Origin of the sequence: Corynebacterium curieae, from assembly GCF_027570035.1 — a bacterium.
In the GTDB taxonomy this organism is placed as follows: domain Bacteria; phylum Actinomycetota; class Actinomycetes; order Mycobacteriales; family Mycobacteriaceae; genus Corynebacterium; species Corynebacterium curieae.
Genome location: NZ_JAKMUU010000010.1, coordinates 12,671 through 37,825, shown reverse-complemented (window position 1 = coordinate 37,825; position 25,155 = coordinate 12,671). Strand labels below are relative to the sequence as shown.

Sequence of the window (25,155 nt, the reverse complement as noted above, 5' to 3'; positions counted from 1 at the left end):
CAAACCACCACCTTCTACACCCCACAACAACAGCTCCACATGGACGCCTTCGAATGGTGGAGCAACAAGAACCACGGCTTCGTCGTCGACTACGCCTACATCGACACCACCGCACCGACAAAGCACATCCGCCACGAAGCACGGGCCTACCTCGGCGAGATCACCATCAACGACCACCAAGCCGCCGAAATCTGGAACGAACTGCAAAACTGCCGCGCCACCCACCTAGAGCACTCCATCATCGTGCGCGCCGAAGTCTTCCTCACCGTCCTAGCAACGGTCGTCGAAATATAAGACCCCGCCTGCGGCCCACACCGGGCCGCAGGCCCACCGGGCCCGCCACAGGGCACCCAAGCCCCAAGGGACGCCTCACAGACGACCACAGCGCCGGATACACCGGCACAACACACAAGCGAGACGCATACGAGACGGAAAGAGACTCATGGCAACCTACGCCACTTTGAACGACGCAATCCACTACGAAATCATCACCCCGCTAGGGGAGTGGGCACACCGCTTCAACATCAACGCCATTGCCGAGCGACTCATCTACTGGCCTCACGACATCAACGCCGACGGAAACATCAACCTCAACCGCAGCGGCTTCCGAGTCCGCACCAACGTCGACTTCTGGAAACTAGTCGAAGCCAACGCACTGTAGACATAGCGCCCCGGCACACGCCGGGGCGCACTCATTGAAAGAAAGGGGGACACCCCACCCAATCCCTGACACAAACACCGCACACTAAAACAACGTCTGCTGGTCACTATCGACACCAAAGATTGCCTCACGGTAGCGACGTTCGTCCCACCCATCACGAAGCGCATTCCTAATCCGCCGCGAGCGCTCAACCCGAGAACTCAACGCCGTAACAGCAACCCTGTTTCCAGTATGACGGCCAAGCGCTACCGCATAGCGAAGGTTCTCCCGCTGTGTTGTCTTACGCACATGACCACAACCGACCCGCACGCACAGCGGTTCGTTGCACTCGTGCTCGGCAACCTCGCGCGCGGCGAACGACTCGCCCGCGACAAGAAGCGCAAAACGGTGTGCCGCCACAGTGCGCTGACGATTACCGCGCTGCCACGTAAACCGCCCATACCCATCAGGAGAGGAAATGGAACCCACCCATAGCCAGCACCCGTGCGGTGATTTCACGACATGCTCAAAGAAAGTCTTGACAGTCTTATCGTCAAAAGGAAGCTCCGGATCATGAACACGCGCAGCACGAGACTGCCGAGCCGAAGCCGGCCGCTTCGGCTCCAGGTGAGCAAGCTCTGCAAAAGGAATATCCTCAAAGTCTTTCATGACACCCCACACGTCCAACGCTTATGACACCATAGGCAGCACGCACCACAGAGAGGAAGGACAACCCCATGGACGCACTGCCATTTATCGAATCCACCAACCACGTACCCGGCTGGTGGCAACTTGCCCTTATCGCCATACCTATCTGGATGCTCATCGCCCAGATACGACGCGCAGGACTGGTGGCAGGAATCCTCAGAGCATTAGGCGGAATCATCGCCTGGATCATCATCTGGTACTTCCTTACCTTCCTCGGCGTGATGATTGGCTCCATGGCCGACCACTACGAGCGCGCCACCGACGAGACTAACGACTCGCCATACTCCAACACCTACGAAGACGCGCCCGCCAACCCTGGCGAGTACTACGACCCCAACGAGCACAAGTACTAGCCAGACTCGACGCGAAAGACTGCTCTTTCTCTCTACTGACTACTGACCATCAGAAGCGTGGTCATCCTCGCCGCCAGCGCCCTCAGAGGCGCTGGCGGCTTCTTCGTTGTCCTGGCGCTCATCATCACCAGCGTGCGACTCTTCGTCTCCAGACGAATCCTGCGCACTAGGGGAGGAGTCACTAGCGGCTCCTAGCATGTCGTTGAAGTCCCGCTGGCTGACACCGACGAGCTCGCGCACAAGCTCCTTGGACTCGCCTAGGTCGATAATTTCTTGCGAGGCTTCGCCAATCTTCTCATCGAGTTTCTCGCGCTGGTCGATTAGCGACAGTAGCGAGTTGAGCTTCTTCTTCCTGTCGCGCAGCTTGCGCTGTTCCTCTTCGAGATGCTGACGCAGTTCCTGACGCTTCTTCAAACTTTTACTTGCGGTAACCATAAGCCCACAATGCCAGCGCACATACACCACCGCAACCCTGACACAAACACCCGCTGACGCGAAATGACCAGAGCCCAAACAGAAAGACGAGACTTTCTGGACTATGGCAAGACGCGGCATACGCCCGCGTCGGCGCGCGCAAGCGCGCTTTCAAACACACACTATATGCACTCTTAGTGTTAATCGGGTTTTGGCTGCTAGACTAGGGCGCATGATGACCCTGCGCGTAGTCAACAGCGGAACAGGTTATGAGTACCTGTTGCGCTCTGTGGCTACCAATGATGGGCCGACAGACGCGCCAAGTTTGTCGAAGTATTACGACGCGAAAGGCACCCCACCGGGGCGGTGGTTGGGCTCTGGTTTGGCCGGTTTGAACACCGAGAATGTCGTGCAGGGTGGGGAAGTTACCGAGTCTCAAATGGCCGCATTGTACGGCGAGGGGCTGCACCCGGATGCGGATATGAAGATGTCCGAAGGGCAGAAAATCAAGGACGTGCAGCTGGGTCGACCGTTCGCTAATTTCACTAATGATGTGCCGGTTTTGGTGGCACTTCGTGACGCGGAGCGCCGCCATAGGCAGACAACGGGCACGCTGATGGGAAAGCAGGAGCGCGCCGAGTTAGTCCAGGATATTGGCCGAGAATTCTTCATTGAAGAACACGGCGTCGAGCCGCAATCAGGCCGGGAAATCGTCAACTGGGTCAACGGTCTTAAAGACAATGTGCGCCAGTCTGTGTCGGGTTTTGACCTTACTTTCTCGCCCGCCAAGTCCGTATCCGTGGTGTGGGCGTTGTCTGATGAAGAGACCGCGCGGCGCATTGAGAAGCTTCATCACCAGGCCGTCAAAGAGGCTATGGCGTGGGCAGAAGACAACGCATTGTTTACCCGAGTAGGCAAGCAAGGGCGTGAACAAGTCAAGACGAAAGGCTTCGTAGCGTCGGAATTTAAGCACTACGATACGCGCGCAGGAGACCCTGATCTGCACTCGCACGTGCTGGTATCCAACAAGGTGCAAACCGAAGATGGACGCTGGTTGTCCATCGATGGGTACACGTTGATGAAGTATCATCAGTCGATTTCCCACCGCTATGACTCCATCTTGAACACCCTGCTTTCTAACGAGATGGGCTACACGTTTACCGCCCGCGACCACGGCGCAAATAAGGAACCAACGTGGGAGATCGACGGTGTTTCCGAGTCGTTGATGGAGTCGTTTTCTAAGCGTCGACGTGGCGCACAGCCGGTCTATAAGCGCCTTGTTGAAGAGTTTGTTGCCGAGCGTGGCGCAACCCCTAACTCGGTTGAGGTGGGTCGTTTGTGGCAGCAAGCTATCTTGGAAACCCGTGACGCGAAGCGTGAACCAGAAAGCCTGTCGGAGCTTCGCGCAGGCTGGAAAAATGAAGTATCCGCCCGCGAAAACGGAGCAGAAGAACTCGCTGCAATCAACCAACTTGCCGCAGATTCTGGCCGTGATGAGCGCCCACTGTTTGACGCCGAGACCCACCTATCGGGCCTGATCGACGACGTTGTAGACACGGTAACGAGGCGTCGTTCCTATTTTCGTACCTCGCATGTAGCTACTGCTGCAGGTGGAAAACTCCAAGGCTATCGCTTTAATTCTCTTTCCGAGCGCGACCTTATCCACGCCACTGTGGTCGAGGCTATTGTGCGCGATAAGGCCATTGCGCTCAATGATTTCGATGTTCTGGAACTGCCGGAGGCGCTGAAAAATACGGCAGGTAAAGCTCGCGATACCCGCGCTGATAGTGAGCTTTATACCACCCAGGACATTCTCGATACCGAAGACAAAGCACTGGCTGCGCTTAACGAACCGGTGGCTGCATTCGCACCGTCTGCAGCGATTGATAAAGCGCTCGATGAGCACGAAGCCGAGGCTGGTTTCCGCCTTAATACAGGACAGGAATCCATGGCGCGCTACCTGCTTACCTGCGGCACACTGGCTGCTACCGGCGTAGGCCCGGCAGGTACCGGCAAGACCGCATCTATGCGTCTTGTCGCCAACGTCTGGGCGAACCAGGGCCGCAATGTGATTGGTCTGGCCCCGTCCGCACAGGCGGCAGATGTGTTGTCTAAAGACTTAGGCTTTGACGCTTTTACCATCGACAAACTCACCTACACCTGGCGCGGAAACCACCCAACCAAGCCCGGCCACAGCCTCAAAGACCTTCCAGTATCCATTAACGCAGGCGACATGATCATCGTCGACGAGGCCGGCATGGCCTCGACCCCTAACATCGGCTCACTGTTAGAAATTGCCGAAGAAGCAGGCGCAGTCGTGCGCTTTATCGGTGACCATAAACAGCTCGGCGCGGTCGAAAACGGCGGACTTTTCGGAGCAATGGTCAACGCTTCTGGCCGCAGTGATAATCAACTCTCCGAAGTCGTGCGCTTCGGTGGAGATAGTGAGCAATCTGCTACCAGCTTGCGCTTGCGCGAGGGCGATTCTTCTACTTTCGACTTCTACGCTAAGCGTGGTTGGGTCAATGGTGGCGCACGCAGCGACATGCTGGATAAGGCCGCAGCAGACTACCTGGCTGATATTTCTAGCGGTAAAACCAGTCTGCTTATTGCTGCCACCAACCGCGATGTGGCAGAACTCAACGAGACAATCCGCGCCCACTACATCGCCCAGAGCGTTGTTGACACCACCGTGGAAGCCCAGCTTTCTAGAGGCGAAAAAGCAGGTGTGGGCGATACGATTCTGGCGCGCAAAAACCAGACTTTCTACGACGACGACACCGCTACCAGTACCCGTATTAACAACGGAACGCTGCTGACCGTCACCGGAATTGCCGAGAACGGCAGTATCACCGCCCGCAACACAGTAACCGGCGAGGAACTGTGCCTGCCAGCAGACTATGTCCACGACAATGTGCAGCTAGGCTATGCGGCTACCGTCCACCGCGCCCAGGGCAGCACCGTGGACTGCACCCGCGCGGTCATTGACCACCACGTCGATAGGGCAGGGCTGTATGTCGCACTTACACGCGGCAAGCTTGCCAACCACATCTATGCGGTAACCGAGCACCAGCTAGATGAGCTGGCCGAGGAAGGCCACTACCACTACCAGGGCATAGACCACGCCCCGAGTACCAGGGACGTCTTTAACAAGGTAATCGCCCGCGATAACAGCCCGAAGGCCGCACGCGAGGTCATAGCCGAGGTCGTCGACGAGCAAACCTCACCCGATCGCATGATGGGCCTGTGGCTTATGGGTAAAGATGAAGCCACCAACGACTTCATCGACGCTTACCTGCCGGACTGGATCGACACCCTACCCGGCGACCTTTCCCGAAAGATTGAGACCAGCGACGACGGTGTAGCACCTATTCGCTATGGCTGGGCACAGCTTATCGACGCGGGCATTGACCCGCGCACCGTCATGGACGCTGCTACTCGCGATATTGACAACGCCCATGATCCGGCACGGCTTATCCGCTACCGTCTAGACGAACAACTCCGCTTGCGCGATACCGGAAAGCGCAACCAGCTGCCTCCTGTATCTGGTCAGACAGATATAGAACTCGATACGTGGCTTCGCACCCACAACCCTTACGACCGCGCGGAAACTGCTCGCCTTACCAGTAAGGAAGGAAACCTCAACCGGCTTAACCAGTCTGTGCTGGCAGAGCACGCACGCTTTGCTAATTCCAAGGTGGAATCGCTCACTTGGCAAGAAGCAAGTATCACCACCCGCCTCCACGAGGACAAAGACGCAGCCGCAAATGAGGTACAGGCTGACTACCAGCAGATATGCCTTGATGCTGGGCGCATTCGCGCCTATGAGCAGGCCATGGCAGACCACAGTGCCGCCCTTCGTGAAGAAGAAGCTGCCCTGGCAGACATTGAGCACCAACGCCTACTGGCAGAGGACTACACCCGCCCGGTTGCCGAGCGGGCCTACGACCATAACGCTGCAGGCTATGGCACGTACCAACAGCGCATAGACCATGCGCACAAGCGTCTTGAACAGGCGCAACAGCGCCGCAGCTTAGCTCAGCAGGCCATTGAGGATACTGGTGCTAACTTGCCGGAGGCAGGTCTGTGGGAGGAAATCTGCTACCGTGCCGACGACACCGAAGAATGGGACAAGCGCCTACGCGAAGCCGAACACCACGACAGCGAGCACACCCATAAGCTTCAACAGCGACTCGATACGATTCGCCGCGAGAAAATGGACTTCGCCGACCGCGCCGACATCGCCATACGCTTGCGCGCAGAGGAAATCCCTCACGATGTTGCCGACCATGCAGGCTACATCGCCGATGAAGTCAACCTCCTGGCCGCACAACGCACTTACGAACTACGCCGCCTGGGCGTAGACGAGCCATCACAAGAGACAATCCGCGACATGGTCGCAGAAACCATCGCTGCCGCCTACGAACCAGACAATGACGACACCCACCATGACGAACAAGACACCACCGTCCAGAACACCGTAGAAGAAGCGCAACCAGCGCCCGAGACCACCCCAGAAGCCGATAACACCGATAACTCCCAAGACGAAGACGCCGGTGAACTGCATGAGGGCGCGCAAGCAGGTCTCGACTTCCTCGCCAGCCTCGGCCTGGGCGGCGAACAGCAAAGCGTTACCAGCGACAGCGATACCACCGACGAGCAAGCACCCGCTGATGAGCTTGAAGAAGAACAAGGCCCAGAGCTCTAAATAAACACAAGGCGGTAGAAAGAACCGTCTGGTCTTTCTACCGCCTTGTGCGCGGGTGTATGGCTACATTTCGGCAACCTGCTCATCGGCTTGTTCAGCTACGTCAGTAAGGTCGTTGCCCGGAGATTCCAGTTCCTCGCTGGTTTCTGCCTGAAGCTGGTCAACTAGCTGGTCACTAGGGGAGACGTCACTATCGCCTACGGCGAGAGCATAGGACTCTACAGCTTCGGGGTCTGCGTCTTGGGCCTCTAGATCGTCAATGACTTCTGCCGGAGACAATGCTGTGACCTCCCGGGCGTCGTCGTCTCCTGCTGCAGCGGAGATGTCTTTTCCAAGGCGTTCTACGCTATAGCGCGAGAGTTCTCCATCCCGGACAGAGAATCGGAAATCGTGGCCGTCTTCGTCAGTGAAGGCTATGTTGTCCTCGTAGCTATCGGCGATAGCGGCGGCAGATTCGGCCATACCGCGGCGGTTGAAATCATCAATGACCCATGTGCGGGATTGCTCATTTTCTTCTATGAGCGCGCGGCACCCCTCTACTGCAAGTGCGCCGCCTGCCATACGGGTTATAGCGTTGGGGCCTGGCTGAATTGTGCGCGGAGGAAAGCGACGTACACGTTCTGCGTGTAGCGCGCGGCGTAGGTTTCGGATAGTGCGGGCTGTGGACGCATCGACAGATGTACGAGACATAGTAGGTGTCCTTTCGCTTTTGTTTAGGAGGCGGGTTTAGTTGCGGAAGTAACTGGTAGCGGACGAGACGGAACGTCTTCACGTTTACAATCGGCGAAGACTCCGTCGTCCTTCATGATTTGTCGCATGTGGTAATCGCCATGCAGACGCAGGAAAGTCTCTAGTGCAGTATCGGGTTCTTTTACACGCAGATACTCGTAGCGCTTCCAGAGTCCATCTATGCGGGCAACGACCTCGGGGTGATTCCACCATGTAGGAGACCACGCGACGTTTTTCATCCGGTTGTCGGTAGTCGGGTACATCGTCACTAGGAACTTGTCGACGAACTCGAAGACGCTTTTGTAGTGGAAGTCTTTGGGATCGATTTTCTCTTCTGCCATGGATTCCTCCGGTAGTAGTTACTGTTGTGCAGGAAGCAGCTGGCGGGTCTTTTCATTCCAGTAGGTACGCTCCCAGAACGGCTCTAGATACAGCGCAAACGGCCTTCGCCCGGTAAAAGCCAGCGCTTGGCCATAGGGCAAGGCAGCTAGTTCTGCGGCGTTGAGAATCTTCTTCTCACGCGCTTGTATCGAGGTAGAGCGTCCGCCATCTGCCGATCGAGAAACGGATTTAGTCAGCTCTTCATAGTCGCCAATGAGAAGTTCTAGTTTGTTGAGCATGTCCTGATCACGGACACCGCCGCCGTAGAGCAGTACAGACGCTGCAGACCACAATGCTTCCATGCCCTCCTTGCCCCAGGCTTTTACGCCTTGGGCATAAGACTGCAAGATCGTCATGACGATAATTCCACGTGAGCCGTAGTGGGAGTACAGCTTAGGAAGCTCCGGCCATGGAACCGTGTTTGCGGCCTCGTCGAGCGCGGCAATCATTGGCACTGGAAGACGCAGACCATTTTCTTCACCGTAGCGCTCGGCAGCTTTCATCGTGGCCGCTGCTAGTGCCGTCGTTAGAGCAGCAGCGTTGTCTACGCCTTCCTTGGACAACAGATACAACGTGTCGTGGTCGGCGCGGACAAACTGCTCTGGTTCGAACTTGTCCTTGTCCTCGTCTGGGGTAACCCACTGCCTGATAGCTCGTCGTCCCAGTGGCGCGGCCATTTGCGCTGCTTGGGAAAATAGACCGGATCGGGTGCGCTCAGTAATGCTGTAGGTTCCGTTGAGTGCGTCGGCCATGGATTCCCATTCGTCAAAGCGCTGCAAAATACCTACTGGTGTGCGGTCTTCATCGTCGTTAACCCAGCGGAAGACGTCGGTAATAGGGCGGTTGTCCAATGCTGCGGCGAGAAAAAGCCTGCCGAGGAGGTCGCGACCGCCCTCTGAAAAGAAGGCGTCGCCTGTGCTGTTATCACCGTGAGCTGCAGAGCGGAAAATATCGGCCAGCGCGATAGCTTCGCTGTCCATCTTCATCGGGTCGCGGCGTACCGCGTCGAGAGGGTCGAAGTACCACGGGCGATCGTCTCGCCCTGCAACAAGGCCTTGTGGATCGAAGATCCAGATGTTTCCACGCGCCTCGGTAATCGCGGCAGTGTCATAGACAATATCGGCCTTGTTTGAGGTGGTCAGTACGTTTCCCGGAGCATCGACAATTGCCGGAATAACCTGAGACGTGGTTTTTCCTCGGCGAGGGCCGAAGATAACGAGGTACAGATCTTCCCATGAGGAGTACACCCCGCGTCGAGACTGTAGATCTTTGCCCATGCGCAGGCCGGGATAGTCTTTAGCGGCGTCTTCGCCAATAAACTTCGCTGCCTTCTTCTCTGCGCTTTTGCGCGACAAGGAAGCAATATCGCCCTTGGGGGCTAGGTACTTTGAGGCCTGTCCCGTGGTGCTGGTGGTCTTTTTCGGCTTGGACTTCATCCATAGATAAACCAATCCAGCAATAGCTAGCCACAGCAGCACTGCGGCTACTGTCGCAATGACTGTCCACTCTATTTGACCTTTGATAAGACCGGCTAGTGTTTGAAATGGGTTGAGAGGTGGTTTGTCTTTACCGGCAAGCTTCCAGCTTGCTACCGCACCGATTTGCACGGTGCCAAGTACGGACAATGCTGCTACGAGAATGACAGCAAGGAAGATGGTTTGCCCGTCAGTTCCTGGCCCGCCTGAGTTTCTGGGGTTGGTTTTGCCCATTACTCTTCGTCCTTTCCTGTGCTATTTACCTGCAGGTTTTCGTCACTTTGACGGTTATTCATCATCGAGCTCGACAAGGCTTGCAAGGTCAACGTTTTTCAGCGAACGGAACCCTCCCATACGCGCTACCGAGGACGCGCGCTCATCTGTCGGATCGACCTCAACGGTCACTGCGACTTGCGAGTCTTTGACAACGCCTCGAAGGCGCAGTTCATCTTCATCAAGATCGGGATATTCAGTGTGGATATGCAGATCAATGAGTTCGGCTCCCGTTTCGTCCTGTACGCGACGAGCCAGGTACACCGCCTTCTCTGCGGCTGATTGCTCGGCGCTGCCAATATCGCCCGGCGTATAGATGGGGTCGTTGTCAAAGAAGCTGCCAAACCAGATAGCCTCTCCCGTCTCGTCAACTAGGGCGAAGGCTCCTTTATCGCTCTTGTCGCTTTCTATTGCGCCCGTCCAAATGTCTAGGCGAGGGCCGGTGGAGTCATTCTGTGCGAGTTCTTCGGCGCGCTCGTGCTGGCGCGCTTGCCGCTCTTCCCGCTCAACAGATGACATGGCCTTGTAGTCAATGCCGAGGATTTTTAGCTTGTGTATGAACTTGCCCATGTCACTGCGGTCGTCGACATCGACGCCGGCCTCTGCTCCAACCTCGCGCAGTTGTGAGGTAGTTTCTGCTGCTTTGAGCCTGTCCTTGTATTCCTCCGAGGTCACAAGGTTTTCAATTTCGTCGAATCGGGCGTTGTCACTGGCTTTGCTCATGGTGTTACTCCTTGTTGGATCTGTTTAGGACATGGTCTGCGGCTGAGAAATGGTGATGTTGTCTAGCCTCCACCACCCCAGGTTGTTAAAGTGCGCGAAGACGTCATAGCGCAGTTTCTGTTCGTGCTTGTGACCTTTGACGGTGACTTCTACCGAGTACTGGCGTCGGGCTTCCATATCGGTGTCTTCGGGACGCTCTTCGAGTCCTTCGGTGAGCTCTACCGAGGCCGTAGCCTTGTCGTCGACCCAGCTGGCCCATTGTTTTCCAGGCACTTTGAACATTCCTGACCAGGAATTTCGGTTGTTGTAGGCAAAGTCTTCATCCATCAATGGCTCGGCCTTGCGGGCTGCATCGGCGATGGTGTGATCATCTTTTGGAGACCAGGAGAAGATCTGCTTGACAACATCATGGGCTACCTTGTCCACGTCTTCTTGGTCAGTGTCTTGAAGCGGGCCGCGCACTTCGGGCTGCTCCCACTGGCTTACCGTGGGGTCTTCCATGCCGGTATCCGTTCCGTCCGGCTCATCATTTCCGCACGCCGTGAGCGCTACAGTGCTGGCCAGGGCGAGTGCGATAGCTGTCTTTTTCATTGCTGTCCTGCCTTTTCTTATTCGCTTACTCGATACGCTTGATGTGGCTCATCGGTGCGTACGTCGTATTCACCGGAGTCCACGCCATAGGTTTGAGCCTCGATCCATTTGTCCTTTCCGTCTTTCTTGCCGGAGTAGATCGCAACGTGGTGTTCTGCTCCATCGCCGCCGATGAGAATGATGTCGCCAGGTTTCTTGTCCTCCCAGTCAACCTTTTTCAGGTGCTCGTCTTTAGCTTGTGCTTGTGTCTGGTGAGGTAGCTTGACCTTGCCCTTGGTAGCGACAGCCACCGCACGGAGAACAAGTCCGGAGCAGTCGTAGCCTTCTTCTCCGCCGTCTTGTCCCTTCGTCGGGCCGTTTTCGTCGCCACCGCCCCATACGTAGGGATAACCGAATTCTTTACGTGCTGCGGCGACAATGCGCTCGCCAAGCTCGCCAGACGGTGCCGGATCATCGCTGGAATCGCCGTTTCCGGCTTCGGTATCACAGCCGTCACCTACGTTGGCCTCGCCCAAGGCTTCAATTTCTTCCTCGGACAAGTCCTTGCCTGCACCGCGATATTTATCTACCAGTTTGGTCGCAATATCCGCTTCCTGCTGGTAAACGCCCGTACCCGTATCGTTTCCCTGAACCGTACTTGCGGCTGCACCTACTTCCATTCCTTGGTAATCGACGTCTTCGAGATGTTCATAGAAGTTTTTGGCCTGAACTGCTGGGTTCATCAGTTCTTCTACCTCACCCCAAATACCGACCTGCTGCTGGAAGGTGCCCACAGAGCCGTGGTCACTACTTACTGCATCGTGCGGGAAATCCAGCGACTCCTTGAGCTTTTCGGACGTCACATCGTCGGCCATACCGCTTTGTTCTTCTGGGGTAATAACTCCATCGTTGGCGTAGACCTGTAGCTGGGACTCGTGCTTAGCGGTAGCTACAGCAATCTGTCGACCTTTCTCATCGACGTGCATGCTCTCGCCAATTGCAACGATCTGCTTCGCCAAGGCGAGCTGACGGCCAGAAAGCCCCTCGAATCCGCCCTTTTCGTCAGCGGGCTGTCCGCTGCCTTTAGACTTGCTCTTCTTGCTGCCACTATCCGAGCTTTTCTTGCTTCCGCCGCCTACGGTCTCGGCCATAGTGTCAGCGAAGATCTTCGATCCAGATGGGCCGGGATGGACTCCATCAACAAGCATTCCGGGGTCTTTATTCGCCTCTGCTGCCCAGTCGAAGTAGTCATACCCAGACTTTTTCACCGAGTTATTAAAGCTGTCGGCGTGAGGTACACCGGCGATGGTCATAAGAACCAAGTTGGCGTCACCAATTTTGTCTTTAGCCGCGTCGAACTGGTCTTGTCCCACTTCGCCGTTCGTGCCTAGGGCCATGACTACAGTGTCGAATTGGTCTCCGTCGTCGATTTCTTGCATACCGGCTGCGTATTGCTTGGAGTCTTTGGCCCTGACTTCGGCTCCTGGAATCGCGCTTTCGATTTGGCTGCGCGCACCATTGGAAATGGAATCGCCTACGACAAGGACTTTTCCTCCGCCGTCCGAGTTCTTTTTAGAGTCTTTGTCCTTCTTGTCGGAATCTCCGCCGCCCTTTTTGCCTTCTTCGGCCTTATCCAGCCACGGCTTAGGGTCGACGCGCTCCCCGCCTGCTGCTCGGTCACCCTCGACAACCTCGAAGTGCAGGTGAGGGCCAGAAGACTGACCGGCACTGCCCATATCAGCAATGTGCTGGCCCTTAGTAACTTTGTCGCCGGTCTTGACCTTGACCTGACCAGGTTCTTCGTGACCGTACACGGTTTGAATTTTCTTCCCGTCAATGTCATGTTCCACGACAACCCAGCCGCCGAAGCCTTGCACACCAGAGTCTTGGGCTTGGATAACGCGACCATCTGCGAAAGCGTAAATAGGAGTACCTCGCGGGCCTGCAATGTCTAGACCGAAGTGCATACCGCCCTCGCGTGGGCCAAAAGGTGAGGTTTCCTGGGTAGCGTTCTTATCACTCGGGTAAGCAAAGTCACCATCAACAACAACATCACCTGAGCCCGATCCGCCTTCATCTTCGGCACATACTTCATCCTCGTTACCGCCATCTAGGACAACGACGATGATAAGGACGAGAAATAGGACGATAGCGACGGCAATGCCGATAACCTTCTTCATCCGTCTTGACTCCTTAGTCGTCGTAGTCGCTCGTTTTCTTCTTGCAGATGCTCATTTCGCCGCTTTAGGCGGTTAATTTCTCGTTGCAGGTGCTGAACCTGCTTGACCGTGGGAGACGGCCAGAGGTTTTCTTCTTGCAGCCATTCCGTAAGCGTTGTGCGGCCCATGCCCCAGTCTTTAGCGATTGCTTTCGCTGCGGCAGACGCAGAGGAATATTCTTTCCACGTTGCTTGAAATTCCGCCATGGCCTGGCGTTTAGTGGACTCATCAAAAGGACTTACAAAGCCAGACATCTATGCCCCCTCACCTTCCAAGAAGAAGTCCTCGAAGCGGGCATTCGTATTGTGTAGCTGTTCTTGGACTTCGGTCGGGAAAAGCATTGTCTGTACCGGAATACCTGGCGAACCGTCCTTGGCAGGCTTAATCATGAATCGGCCACGACCAGGCGGGGTTGCCCTCGCACCCCGAGTGCGTGAACGCGCAGGAGGCGCACCGCGAGACCACGAGACAATCATCTCTGCTTCGGCAGGTGAAAACTCCAACTGCGTAGACAAAATATCCAGCTCACTGGTGGGAAGTCCGCCGCAAATAACCATGCCAGCACGCTCAATAAAGCCCATTGCTGTCTTGCGATCTTCTTCAGTCGGCAAGGCCTCTAGGTCTTTGAAAGTGTGGGTAATCATAAACAGCGCAGTCGCGTCTGTACGGTTTAGGCGCGTCAAAGCGTCAATCTGGCCGACCATGCCAGGAGCCGACGAGAGCACCTGCCACATCTCATCGAGGCACAGATTGAAGTAGCGCTGAGGGCCAAGGCCGGCATCGGCGAGCATGTGTGAAGCCTCAATGGCACCGAAGGCAGAACCCCAGCAGGCCATCATGACCGCTGCTTTCATCGCGGAATCACCACGATCAATAGCGGAGACGTCGATACAAATAGCCGGTGAATCTACCTCAATCGGAGTAGTAGTCTGACCGTCAAAGATACGGCCTGTAGCGCCGTCAAGCAGCGAGTTAAGGGAAAGGACAAGCGCGTCAATACGCGCATTCCACTGTTCGTTAGTCTCTGCTCTGCCGAGCTTGCGCAGCCACTGCGGGCCGCGCTCGATGTAGGCGATCAGGTCTTTGAGCACTGGCGGGTTTTCCCAGTCGATACGTTCTTCTTCGTACATTCCGCGCAGTGCCGCAGAAATGAGCATGGACTCATAGTCTTGAACGCCACCACCGCGACCTAAGCTAACCAGCGTGGTCACCATCGTGACCTGACGGCCATGGACTTGCTCTTTTGCGCGGTTGAGCAAGTCTTCAATGTTTTGCAGAGAAATATCTTCGTTTTCTGTTGCAGCCTCGTCTCGCTCAGAGGACATAAGTTCTGCGCGCTTGGCTTCTAGCTGTGGGATAACACGACCGAGCGCGCCCACATCAAGAGGATTGATGTGCCCATAGCCGTGGCCAACAGTAATGACCTGGCCGTGGACTTGGTGGGTAAAGCCGACATATTCGCCTTTAATATCGCCTGCGGCAATCGTAATCTGCCCATTGGAGGCCCCTCCCATGAGCATTTTGCGCACTAGGGTGGACTTTCCTAGCGACGGGAGCGAGAGAATAAAGCAGGAAGGGTTAGCGATAATTCCTTCTCGAAACCATGACAAGGGGTCACAGCCTACTGCCGCGCCCGTAGTGACATGGCGACCTAGTGGCGTTCCGATAATCGGTGCAGGGGCACCAATGACATTGGGGTTGAAGCCGCAGCCTAGATTGGTCGTCGTCTGCCACTCCATCGGGCCATTTTGAACGGCCATGTAGCCTGCGTGATGGCCGGTAAAGCCGCGTGGTTTCATGATGGTAAAAGGCTTTTCGCCGCGCACCGGCATGGCGCCGCCAGCACGTCGGCGCTGGCGCTCAATGGCTTCGGCGTGCTTCTGACTCGTCTTCTTCCACTTGCGATAGCGCCTACCCTCACTCGACCAGCGGGACGGAGTTTCCTTCTCGCCGTCCAAGATCTGCTCGTGGAGGGTAATCATTTCTGCATCGTGCGTGCCCATTGCTTTAATCTGCTCCCTAGAATCCCGTGTCTAAACCGTTACTTTTTCTGCGTCCCACGCCAGCTCGCCGATGCCTAAGCCTGCGAGGAAGCCCGCCATTTGTCGGCCATAAATGCGGCGTACTCGAAGGCGCTCTACTGCTGACAACTCGCTAATTAGTGCCGCTGCGGCGTTTTCTATCTGTTCCACGCCTGCTTCCGCCGCGACTGTGAGAATCCCGGAATGTCGGCCTGGGTCGTGTTCCTCGGATTCCGATCCAGGCCTAAAGATTCGTGTCCAACGCGCTACACCGGCAAGTTCACCCTCCAACACAAGCTCACGAAGCAAAGCGTCCAAGTCCCCGTCGTCCATAACGTCGAAACTGATTGCCGCCACATCGTCAAAAGTGATAGTTGCGGTGGTCTCTTCCACCGTGTCCACCTTGAGCTCTGGCCACTGTCCAGTTGAAGTGCCGACAGCATTCGCTACGCGGGCATAGATTTGTTCGTCAGTCATAGGAGTCGAGACCACCTCGCCGAATTCATAAAAGTCAGGCAGCTGCGCGGCAAGGCGGGTCAAGGCCTCGTTGGAGTCCTTGCGCTCTGTTTTATCGAGCTGCTTAAAGGTGACAGACATATAGCTACCCGTGGAATCGACGGTGTAAGCAGTAGAAATGACCGACTCATCTTCAGAAATAGCCTGCTCCCAATCCCAGATCTTCTCCGAGCTAATCTCATCTGGGTTATCAACTTGGAAACACACCGTTGCCGTAGCGCGCGGGGTTTGGCGAATGACTGCGCCAAAGGAAAATCCTGCCTTGTCACGAGAAGCATGCAGCTGCACGTTCGTCAGGCGTGACAGAGTGCGACCCGCCTTGTTCTTTTTGCCAAAAAGTCCGAAAAGCACCTAATTTCCCCTATCCTTGTGCCGCCAGCGCGGACGTAGATTCCTTCGTCCATGGAATCTGGCCAAGCCCGCACGACGTGATGAACCCTGCGTCTTGCTGGCGCGACATCTCGCGCAACCGCAGGTTGGCTTGTGCTCCTAGCTGCTTGACGTCGTGGCGAATACGCCCCAGAAGTTCTTCATCTTCTGTCGTGGCAGTGACAAACAGGCTGTAGCGTCCCAACTGCGCACCGCGTGCTTGTGCTCTACGCGCTGCTTCGGTGTGCTCTAGACGCATTTCAGCAGCAGCCGACCGGATTTTCTTTGATGAGTTAGCCGCCACCATCGCGTCTCGGTGCTCTGCCTCCACACGGGAAGCACCTGTACCAGCCTCATACGGGCGGTAAACCAGCGCGACGCGCTTACGGTCAATGCGTGCATGCGGTGCAATCAAGTTGCCGAGCAAGGTGTCTTCAAACGTAGAGCGGGGCGCAGAGGCCATTTCCCACGTCACCGAAGACACACCATCATGGCGATAGACGTTCTTGCGCACGTCATGGAACGCTGGGCCCGCGTCGAACCATTCAAGATCGTGGGTGTTTCCGCCAACGGAAATCTCTTCAAAGTCGCCTTCGGCGGCAGGGTTAAAGAACTTGTGTGCGCGTGCGCAGACTTCTTCTGCATCCATGGGCGCTGCCTGGATTCCCGACCAGGTCAGTTCCTCGTACAGGCCGGGAAGCCGGGTGCCAATTAGCTGCAAGAAGCTAGTGTCGTCTGGTTCAGCCACGCTCACTTTCAACGTGACTGCGATATGAGCTTCTGTCTCAGGGATTCCGACCGACAATTCATCAGAGGCTTCTTGCATAATGCGCTTTGCTACCTCGGGCGCGTCGTCGTGAACCGTTGCCTGGACTTCCTTAGCCACCAGCTCGCCAGTATCAGGGCGAGAGTTCGTAACAAAGACAGTGGAGACCACGTCACCTGACAGTGACAGGCCGGCCAGCCAGCGGCCCCAATTAGCCGTCATGTCATTGCGTTCTTCCTGAGTCATAGCGGTTTGTCCTGACAATTGGCAGGAAAAGAGAACTGTGGCTTCGCGGCGGTGACGGTCAAAGACCACGCCGAAGTCTCGGCCTACCGCGTCTGTTCCTTCAAGTAGTTCGGTACGTGCCAGCGAACCGGGAAGGCGGTAGCGGCCTCCTGCTAACCGCGACGAGGGCCCAGAGATATAGACGTTGTCGCCGCGAGCACGGCGACGCCAGTCCTGAAAAATCATCTCCGATACCTGGGCTACCGAGCGCCCGCCCACATTAAGCGAGACCAGCAAGGCGATAATCACGGTGATTGGAAGCACCACCAGAAAGCCGATTTTCTGCATTCCGCCGAGCTGGCAAACCAAAAAGCCGATGAAGCCCGCGCCTAGAACGATGGTGGTTTTCATCGAAAAGCCACCGATACCAGTACGACGGCTAGGCTGGCCGAGCGCGTACACGGGGACGTCTACGTTATCTGCCATGGCTTTTACCTCCTTACATTTCCGTGATAGTTGCCTTGTTGACCAATGGACTCATCGAGGATTCCTTGGATTTGACGTGCTGCTGAGCCTGCGGCACGACCGCCGCGTGCTCCTTGTCCTGCTAATACGCGTCCAGTTCGCACGCCTCGGCTTACTCCGCGGCGTGCTCCCCGAGCAGCCCCTCCGAGACGAGAACCACCTGTGGCACCGCTCATGGTGGTGCGGCGCGCGCCTCCCGTTCCTGCTGCGGCACCACGCGCTCCTGCGCCAGCCGCACTACCGCCAGCCGCACTACCGCCAGCGCCCGAGTTGGCTGGGCGAACACTCGCACCTTCACTGCCGGACGTACTAGCTGCACCAGACCTCGAGCCACCGGGAGATACCGCACGCGAACTGCTACCTTGGCTGGAACCAGAAGCCGTGGTGCCAGAATCGCCACGACTTGCCGGGCCTGCACCAGCAGAACCCCCAGATCCGCCAGATCCGCCAGAGCCCCCGGAGCCTCCGGAACCGCCACCGAGAGGGCTTCCACCGGAACCGCCGCCAAGCGGGCTGCTTCCCGATCCCCCTGCTCCACCGCCCGGAGCTGCATTCTTTGCAGAGGAACCAGCCTTCGCGCCTGCAACAGCACCACCGGCACCGCCTATCAGTGCGCCACCGGCCATACCGATAGCACCTCCTGCAGCACCCGCGAGTCCTGCCGCACCAGACAGCATTGAACCTGCACCACCGCCGCCTGCTTGTGAGACGAACGGGGCAACGGTGCGCACCAGCGCAGGGCCGGAAAATCCGGCAGCAGCCACCATCAAAACGGTCATCACTGCAGACATCATGTCCTCGCCGCCAGACGCTGACTGCCAAAAAGTCACGCAATACAACAGCGCTGAAATCGGCTTGAAAAGCACACAAGCAATCAACATAGACACCACGTGATTAAGGCCTTGTCGTCCAATATTCGTATAAGAGAAGGCAGCTAACGCTGGCGTCATGCCCAATGCAATCGGGAAGAGCAAAGTACGGGTCGCTAAAGAAACGATCTGCATGATGGAGCCAGCAACACCCACACCGGCCAGCGCCAGCATAAGGATCGGCCCGCCCATTTCCTCATTTAGCTCAGAAGCACCGAGAACCGATTCGGCATCGCTCGCGCCAAATTGCTTCATAACCCAATCTGCAAGCTGATCAGAAGCAACTATTGCTCCCGTTCCCAATCCCACGATGAGTGTGGAAAATAGCAGGTAGCTGCCGATATTCTTTCCCATACTTTCTAGACCGTCGGCAACGCCTTGTCTTCGGTCATAAGCCATGTGCATGCCGCCAATAATCAAGGAAGAAATCAGCGCCATACCAGCAATTCCAAGCACGATGTTCTTCACGCCTTGGACAGACCCGTCCATGATGTTTTTGTCCATACGCCAGTCCATCCAGAACGTCATAACTGTCTGGAGTGCTTGGTTATTACCCTCAAGAACAGCCTTGGTGAAATCACCGACGGGATCGCCCCAGAACTCTGATAGACCTGAAGAAACGGCAGCTACTGGATGGCGAATAGCTTGACCTAATTGACATCCTGCTTTTGTCCATTTCCCTGTAAAAGAATTCTGAAAGTCAGGGTCATTTGGGTCTTTATCACTATTATCTTCCCCAAATAGACGAGTCTCGTCCTCATGCTTCAATGAATCAGCTATACAATCCTCCACATGCTGGCCAAATTCATCTTTCGCTTCCTGGGCTTGAGCTACAGGAGAAGCAAAGGCCACTACAAGAAGGACTCCCACAGCGGTTAACAGCTTTTTTAGAACTTCCACTGTTCCCACCCATCAAGATTGCCGATTTCATCCTCAACCGACTGCTTCACTTCATCTAGCTCGGCTTTCCAATCACCGTCTTCCCACTTAGCTGACACTCGAATAACCATCCAAGTCTTGTTATCGGGATTTCCCTTAGCGTCAGTAGGCATAGGCACCGCTACGTCTCCGATTACCCGTTCTTGGCTGCAACTGGTGATACGGAACGCCTCTGGAGCAGCAGCAGAAACAGATGCGCTGGAACCCGCAGAAGCGTTAGATTCAAGCGTTTCCACCGCTTCTTTCGCATGCCCCCCTGTGAACTGCTGTTTCAAGGTACGCAAGGCAACATCATGTCCGCCCATTTGAACAAGCGCGTTACTATTCCACGCAGAAAGAACCGCCCCTTCAGGGGTATGCGCGTATTGAGAAGGAACACCTTCGTCCGTTACATGTCCCGGCCCTTGGTTCTCAGACCAAAGTGTCTCAGCGCTGTGGACTCTCTCGATCGTTAGTTTCGACGGTTCTTCCTCACTTTCACACTGGAAGTTATCCACTTTCTTAATTTTTCCCATGGGCTGCCCAGATCCGTTTTTCGGTGTCCGAAGACTACGTCCAAACACATCAGAGGAATCCTCAGCCCATTTAGAAGAGTCGTCGGAGGCGTCCGCGTTTGCCGGTTCGTCTTTGTTCGAACCTTCGTCGCTTTCTGCTACCTCTTGAGAATTTTCTCGGTCACCATCCTGCGAATCCATGCCTTTTCCAATGAAAAATGCGGCAACAATTGCAATGACAAGGACGACAATTGCAATGACAATCGCCCAGATTTTTCGGGAGTTCTTCGTTTCCATGTGGCCTTCTTCCGCTGTTTGCGCTTTTACTGTGCGTATTCGGTAAAGCCGTCGAGGCTTTCTAGCTTGTGGAGGTCAGGGGCGTGGTCTTGGTCTGGAAGAACCAACTTCCAGTCGTCTGCTTGCCAGACAAGTTGCACGGGATAGACCGTGAGTCCTACGTCGGGATAATCGGCGGCAAGTAGCACTTGCGCTTTGTCGTCGGTGTAGTCGGTGATTTTGAAGCCCTTGAAGACTGCGGCGTCTTTCTTATCTACGTTGCCTTCCACCGACATCAAAGAGCGTCCTTGCGCCCATTGGTCTCGTCCAGGGCCTGGAGCAGTCATGTCCGAGGCAACGTTGGGCCAGGTTTGATCGTCTGCAGTAGCAAGCATGACCTGACCGTTAATTGCTGCCTGCACTGCGCCCTGTGGGGTATGCGAGTAACCATGCGGGACAGGTTCACTTTCCTCTGGCCCGTCGTTGGAATCCACCGGCGTACCGATCCCCCCGACCGAAGACCACGAAGCGTTCTCGGGTACTGCTTCTAGGTCAACGGTGGGCTGATCGCTCGCCTCGGTGGGCTGCTCTGGCTCGTCGGAGCCACAGGCCGCTAGTCCAAGCGTGGCCGCGACAATGGCTGCGGCTGCGCTGAGGCGGGTGATGTTCATGTCTTCCTTTCGGAGGTGTAGTTAGTTAGACGAACCACGACGCGATGGTGGCAGCAGAACTAGCGATAAGAACGCCAAGAGCGATTTTCAGTGCGGCGGTTGTGGGGGAGGTTGCCGATACTGCTTCGCCACGGTTTTTGTCTGCGGCCATGAGCGCGCCGAGGATGATTACTGCCAAAACGGAAACGGCTAGGGAGACATACAGTGCGTATTGCAGCCACTGCCAGCCCGTTCCCCACACTTCTTGCGGGAGGTCTTGTGGGGTTGATGGTGGGCCTTGGGCAAGAATCACGAGCAGTTCTCCTTACGTAGTGGTGCTAGATAAGTGCTGCGACGATGGTTCCGGCACCGCCGATAATCAAGCAGCCGACGCCGACACGCAGCGCGGCAGAGGTGGCTTCTTCGCTGGTTCCCTCGCGACGGGAGAGAACCATGGATGCGCCAATGGAAATCACGCCAGCCACGGCAACGACCAGGCCGATATAAACGCCGAAGTTGAGGCCACGGTCTACTTTTTCGCCGAAGTCACCAGGTGCTTGTGGGCTTAGGTCTTGGCCGGGAACCTGCGCGAGAATCTGGGAGTGGATGTTGGCTGCGGTTTGGGTCAGAGACATGGATTTTCCTTTCGGTTTAGAGGTGTTTGTTGGCTTCGCGGGCGCGCTCTACAAGGTCTTGCCCGATTGAGCGCACGGATTTGTGAACGAGGTCAGGGGATTCTTTTTTCTTTTGCCAGAACTTTGTGGGCTCTTCGTCCTCCGGTTCGTCGTCGAGTGGTGACCATTGGGGAAGTTCGTCGACGGTTGACTCACGCCAATCGTCGAAGTAGTCCACCCGCCAGATGGTCGGGACGGTTTTTTCCAGAACTGTGATGCGCTGTTCTAAGCTGCGGGGCAGCTTTCCAGGTGCGTCAGCAACCAAGATGATTCCCAAGACGCGGCAACCACCTGTCTTGTTGGACTGGTCTTGCAGTGCCAGGTCGTGTGCTGCTTCTAGTCCTGCACGGGTGGTTCGCGCGACAATCACGCACCACGGGTATTTGTCATGGACTGGCCACAACTGGCCGGCGTCGCCAAAGGGTGCCAGCGCGTGAGCTAGGTAGGTAGCTCCTGCGCCGCCGTGGGCAGCGACAAGCCAGATAAGCGGATCCATTTCCCCCTCGGGGGCAAGGCGGGTGTCTGCAAGGTCATTGCCTAACCCGTTAAGCGCTACGCGCTTGAGGGGTTTTGGTTGTGCTGCTGCCGTGTCTTGGGAGGTCATTAGCCCATCAGCTCCTTTTTGAAGTTGGTCACCTGGTCGAGGGCTTGCTTGGCCTCGTCCGCGTTGTAGGTGGCGTTGTCCAGTCCTGCTGCTTGTACGGCTTCTGGTCGCACTTCATCTCCGGCGACATCACGGCTGGAAGCGACTACCCAATCAACGGTGGCGTCAATGGCACTTCGACCGTCTGCTGTGGCAGGTCGGCTTCCGTAGGAGTTGTGGGCGTTTCCATGTCCTGCTGCTTGTACAGCAGTTTCCGCTAGTCCATCACCGGTAATTCCCAGCACATCGATTTCTTTGAAGACTTCATCGGCCATGCCGGTAACCGTCTCTGGGGTTAGGACTTCTAGTGCGGCGTCAGCGAGCTTGGCTGCAGCAACAGCCAATCCTGCCTTCGGATTGGTAACACCTGCCGAGACAACCTGTGCGAGGTTCTCGACGGTTACTGCCTTCTTGGCAATGGTGATTCCCTTACCCAGGGCCATTCCACCAAGCTTGCTGACTGCAGCAACAGTAGATTTTCCAAGGTCTCCGATAAGTTCCCCGCCAATTGGCCCGCGTGCTTCTTCCATGGACTTACTACGAGCACCGTCGCGGGAAATGGTCGAAATTAGGTCTACCTCGCCAGACTGAGAAGCAGACTCCGCCTCAGAAGTTGCAGTAGCAGAGGCTGACGGGCCCTTGGACTTCGCCGATGTCGTTTCCTCTGCGGTAGTAGACGTCGTTTCGCTATCGGCAGACTCTGCGCTAGAGCTGGGTGCTGTCGATGGTTCAGCAGCTAATCCAGGAACTTCGTTGTCACTGACCGATTCGACCTTAAATCCGCCTTTACCGAAGTCGATTCCTCCGCCTTTGACATCATCAATGCCGCCGAGCCGAACGGCAGGGCCCAAGGTGTCGCTTACGGCTTGAAGAGATTCTTCTGGGTCGTGCAGGTCAAGGCGTTCTGCGGTGCCAACAACAAGGTCAGAAAGTCGCCCTGAAACAGGCAGGTCGCAGACAAGGTCGCCTTCCGAGCACCACGACGCGGTGCGGGAGGCGAGCTCTCCGAAGTCTTTTCCTCCGGTCTTGTCCAGGCCCATGCCTGCGCCATCGAGCCTGTCTTGTTCTGGAGAGCTAAAGTCTCCTACCTGCTTAATGTTTCCGCCGTCAGTTCCGGGTACGGCTTCTGGAGTAGAAGCGCCGCCCTGCATGACTTCTACGCCCTTGTCTCGTGTGGGGTCAGAAAACAGGGCTACGCCAGCTACCTTGTCAGCTGGGAAATCGGACTCTCCGGAGCCGATTTCACGGGCAATGGTGGAAGCTACTTGTGCGCCTTGGGAGTGTCCGGCCAAAAAGACCTTCGTGTTTGGGCAGTTGTTAGCTACTTCTTGCAGTACCTTTGCGGTGTTTTGTGCGCCCTTTTCCATCGACTCGGAATAAGCAACAGGCGCCGATGGTTTCAGTCCTGGCACAAAGGCGCCGCCTGCAGCAGCTGGGTAGGTGACGTAGGTACGGGCAATCCGCGTGCCGTCTTTTTCTACCGTGTCCTTGTGCTCGGTCTTCCACTCGTCAGTGTCGTTTTTCGGAGCGTCTTCCCATAGTGAGTCTGCAGACTCGCTATCGCTGTCAGACTCTTCGGTGCTCTTTGCACTGTCTTTGTCTGTGTTGTTCCACGGATCATTTGAATCTGCAGAGTTTTCGTCCTTAGACGTCTCGGCGTCTCCCCACAGGTCGTTAGCGTTGCTATTGGAATCTGTGGAATCGTCCGAATCGCCCTCCGACCCCCAGAGGTCGTTGCTGTCGCTAGAGTTCTCACCAGTCTTTTTATCTCCGCTGCCCCACAAGTCATTGGAGTCAGCGGCAATAAGTTGGGTGTGGTTGTCCGTGACTGCTTCTGCAGTTGTTTGGGCTGAGGTGGACTCAGAGGAGTCTTCTGCTTGCTCCAAGCTAATACCGCCCGATGGGTCTTTCGGGGTGCTTGGGTTTCCTTCACGCATGGCAGGCCCGGCGATTTTCGAGCCGAAGCCATGGTCGTGAGTAGAGTCTTCCTGCGCGGACGTGTCAAAGGTGCCATTGACAAGAACGAGCTGAATATCAGCGCATTTGTCGTCGGAGACTTCCTTCTTTTCGGTCTCGGTCTGGGCCATAGCGGTAGGTACAGACAGGCCGAACATGGCTACAACGGAAGCCGTGGCGGCGTAGGAGAATGCGGCTTTTATCGGTTTCACCGTCTTAGTCCTCTCGTCCAATGGAGTGAACAGCCCACGTTCCGTGGTTGTCCTTGGCGGTTACTTTTTGCTTGTAAAGAGTTGGCTTGTCTTCCTTGGGTTGCTTGACCTCTAGCTCTACGGAGGTCGTATCTCCCTCGGACGGCTGCATAGTCAAGCACCAGGTCGTACCTTCGGGAGCAGCCTTGGGCAGAATCTTCATCCAGTCCTGCTTTTGCATTTCGCTGTCTTTGGTCAAAGACGCCTTGACGCCATTGGCGTCGGCATCAAAATAAGCCTTTTCAAACTTGGCGATAGCTGCACGCGGTGAGTCCTCCTGGGAGACATCAACGTCATTGTTTCCCCCGCAACGATCTCCGACCTCTGCGACTTCTTTCGAAGTATCAGAGATGGGTTGCGGGCCCTTTTGCTCCACTTGGTCAGCAACCGGCGAGGATTGTTCGGTTTCGCCCTGTGCTTCGGTCGTCTCGGGCGAATCGCTCCCCTGGTTCAGGTAGGTTGCAGCGCCAATGGCTACCAATGCGAGTACGGCTACACCGAGTGCTATCGGCGCTGCAGATCCGCGCTTTTTCGGCTCAGAGGGTGCGCTCTCTTCATTCTCGTTGCGTGCCGGACGAGATAGCTTGGGCTTTTTAACAGCCTTCGGCTTCTTTTTTGGCTGCGGTTTCTCCTCTACAGGCTGTTCCGGCTGCTTATCGGCTACGTCTTCTTCCGCTTTTGTGCTCTCGTTAGCCCCGTCGAGGGCGCGTAGCTCCGGCTTGGAAGAGTTTTTGTCCTTGTCCTGGTTGTTTAGTGCGTCAAGCCAGTCGTCCATGGGTATTCCTCAT

24 protein-coding genes are annotated in these 25,155 nt (G+C 56.1%); 4 read left to right on the top strand and 20 right to left on the bottom strand.

Going from position 1 to position 25,155, the window contains the following annotated elements:
- Together L8V01_RS11115 and L8V01_RS11110 are read left to right on the top strand one after the other, a co-directional pair.
- The coding region (locus L8V01_RS11115) for a hypothetical protein (RefSeq protein WP_269947083.1) at window positions 1-294 on the top strand (294 nt) is incomplete at its 5' end.
- Window positions 295-442: 148 nt separating this feature from the next.
- Window positions 443-661, top strand: a complete 219-nt coding sequence (locus tag L8V01_RS11110) for a hypothetical protein (RefSeq protein WP_070624122.1) — start codon at window positions 443-445, stop codon at window positions 659-661.
- An 84-nt stretch (window positions 662-745) separates the two neighbouring features.
- Here L8V01_RS11110 and L8V01_RS11105 read toward each other — a convergent pair whose 3' ends face one another.
- Complete coding sequence (locus L8V01_RS11105; protein ID WP_234288088.1) at window positions 746-1,309, bottom strand: hypothetical protein; 564 nt, start codon at window positions 1,307-1,309, stop codon at window positions 746-748.
- A 68-nt stretch (window positions 1,310-1,377) separates the two neighbouring features.
- On the opposite strand from L8V01_RS11105, the gene L8V01_RS11100 reads away from it, so the two are divergent.
- Entirely contained in the window at window positions 1,378-1,701 is a 324-nt protein-coding gene (locus tag L8V01_RS11100) for a hypothetical protein (RefSeq protein ID WP_070624127.1), read from the top strand.
- Between the two features lie 39 nt (window positions 1,702-1,740).
- Here the strand turns inward: L8V01_RS11100 and L8V01_RS11095 are convergent, their stop codons facing one another.
- Window positions 1,741-2,115 (bottom strand): 3-deoxy-D-manno-octulosonate 8-phosphate phosphatase, encoded by a 375-nt coding sequence (locus tag L8V01_RS11095; protein WP_234288087.1) that lies wholly within the window; start codon window positions 2,113-2,115, stop codon window positions 1,741-1,743.
- Between the two features lie 232 nt (window positions 2,116-2,347).
- On the opposite strand from L8V01_RS11095, the gene mobF reads away from it, so the two are divergent.
- Window positions 2,348-6,823, top strand: a complete 4,476-nt coding sequence (mobF, locus tag L8V01_RS11090; protein ID WP_269947082.1) for a MobF family relaxase — start codon at window positions 2,348-2,350, stop codon at window positions 6,821-6,823.
- 63 nt (window positions 6,824-6,886) lie between these two features.
- On the opposite strand, the gene L8V01_RS11085 is transcribed toward mobF, so the two are convergent.
- The 18 genes from L8V01_RS11085 to L8V01_RS11000 all read right to left on the bottom strand — a co-directional run bounded on the left by L8V01_RS11085 (window position 6,887) and on the right by L8V01_RS11000 (window position 25,142).
- Entirely contained in the window at window positions 6,887-7,513 is a 627-nt protein-coding gene (locus L8V01_RS11085; protein WP_141752578.1) for a hypothetical protein, read from the bottom strand.
- Between the two features lie 23 nt (window positions 7,514-7,536).
- Window positions 7,537-7,893: a DUF4913 domain-containing protein gene (locus tag L8V01_RS11080; protein WP_070624135.1), complete on the bottom strand. Its 357-nt coding sequence runs from the start codon at window positions 7,891-7,893 to the stop codon at window positions 7,537-7,539.
- An 18-nt stretch (window positions 7,894-7,911) separates the two neighbouring features.
- Entirely contained in the window at window positions 7,912-9,642 is a 1,731-nt protein-coding gene (locus L8V01_RS11075) for a type IV secretory system conjugative DNA transfer family protein (RefSeq protein ID WP_070624137.1), read from the bottom strand.
- 54 nt (window positions 9,643-9,696) lie between these two features.
- A complete protein-coding gene (locus L8V01_RS11070; protein WP_200287369.1) occupies window positions 9,697-10,404 on the bottom strand; it encodes a hypothetical protein in 708 nt (235 codons plus the stop codon).
- A 24-nt stretch (window positions 10,405-10,428) separates the two neighbouring features.
- Window positions 10,429-10,995, bottom strand: a complete 567-nt coding sequence (locus tag L8V01_RS11065; RefSeq protein WP_070624141.1) for a hypothetical protein — start codon at window positions 10,993-10,995, stop codon at window positions 10,429-10,431.
- A gap of 17 nt (window positions 10,996-11,012) precedes the next feature.
- A complete protein-coding gene (locus tag L8V01_RS11060; protein WP_234288086.1) occupies window positions 11,013-13,154 on the bottom strand; it encodes a peptidoglycan DD-metalloendopeptidase family protein in 2,142 nt (713 codons plus the stop codon).
- Entirely contained in the window at window positions 13,151-13,447 is a 297-nt protein-coding gene (locus L8V01_RS11055; protein ID WP_200287367.1) for a hypothetical protein, read from the bottom strand. Before L8V01_RS11055 ends, L8V01_RS11060 begins: the two co-directional genes overlap by 4 nt.
- Window positions 13,448-15,196, bottom strand: a complete 1,749-nt coding sequence (locus tag L8V01_RS11050) for an ATP/GTP-binding protein (protein WP_200287365.1) — start codon at window positions 15,194-15,196, stop codon at window positions 13,448-13,450.
- 30 nt (window positions 15,197-15,226) lie between these two features.
- Window positions 15,227-16,081, bottom strand: a complete 855-nt coding sequence (locus tag L8V01_RS11045; RefSeq protein ID WP_200287363.1) for a hypothetical protein — start codon at window positions 16,079-16,081, stop codon at window positions 15,227-15,229.
- Between the two features lie 10 nt (window positions 16,082-16,091).
- Window positions 16,092-17,576, bottom strand: coding sequence for an SCO6880 family protein (locus tag L8V01_RS11040; protein ID WP_200287361.1), 1,485 nt, complete (start codon window positions 17,574-17,576; stop codon window positions 16,092-16,094).
- Window positions 17,577-17,581: 5 nt separating this feature from the next.
- The gene (locus L8V01_RS11035) at window positions 17,582-19,012 is read right to left on the bottom strand and encodes a hypothetical protein (protein ID WP_234288085.1); all 1,431 of its coding nucleotides are present in this window, start codon (window positions 19,010-19,012) and stop codon (window positions 17,582-17,584) included.
- A 359-nt stretch (window positions 19,013-19,371) separates the two neighbouring features.
- Window positions 19,372-20,214, bottom strand: a complete 843-nt coding sequence (locus L8V01_RS11030) for a DUF8175 domain-containg protein (RefSeq protein WP_200287384.1) — start codon at window positions 20,212-20,214, stop codon at window positions 19,372-19,374.
- Window positions 20,215-20,240: 26 nt separating this feature from the next.
- Window positions 20,241-20,864, bottom strand: coding sequence for a DUF8175 domain-containg protein (locus L8V01_RS11025; RefSeq protein WP_269947081.1), 624 nt, complete (start codon window positions 20,862-20,864; stop codon window positions 20,241-20,243).
- Window positions 20,865-20,889: 25 nt separating this feature from the next.
- The gene (locus L8V01_RS11020; RefSeq protein WP_234288091.1) at window positions 20,890-21,156 is read right to left on the bottom strand and encodes a hypothetical protein; all 267 of its coding nucleotides are present in this window, start codon (window positions 21,154-21,156) and stop codon (window positions 20,890-20,892) included.
- 25 nt (window positions 21,157-21,181) lie between these two features.
- Window positions 21,182-21,478 carry a hypothetical protein gene (locus tag L8V01_RS11015; protein WP_005326106.1) on the bottom strand — a complete coding sequence of 99 codons (297 nt, stop codon included), beginning with the start codon at window positions 21,476-21,478 and terminating at the stop codon, window positions 21,182-21,184.
- 16 nt (window positions 21,479-21,494) lie between these two features.
- On the bottom strand, window positions 21,495-22,121 hold the full coding sequence (locus L8V01_RS11010) for a DUF6668 family protein (protein ID WP_070433084.1): 627 nt from the start codon (window positions 22,119-22,121) through the stop codon (window positions 21,495-21,497).
- The gene (locus tag L8V01_RS11005; protein WP_200287382.1) at window positions 22,121-24,328 is read right to left on the bottom strand and encodes a cutinase family protein; all 2,208 of its coding nucleotides are present in this window, start codon (window positions 24,326-24,328) and stop codon (window positions 22,121-22,123) included. The genes L8V01_RS11010 and L8V01_RS11005 overlap by 1 nt, the downstream gene beginning before the upstream one ends.
- Window positions 24,329-24,332: 4 nt before the next feature.
- Window positions 24,333-25,142 carry a DUF8176 domain-containing protein gene (locus L8V01_RS11000; RefSeq protein WP_200287381.1) on the bottom strand — a complete coding sequence of 270 codons (810 nt, stop codon included), beginning with the start codon at window positions 25,140-25,142 and terminating at the stop codon, window positions 24,333-24,335.
- Between the last annotated feature and the right edge of the window lie 13 nt (window positions 25,143-25,155).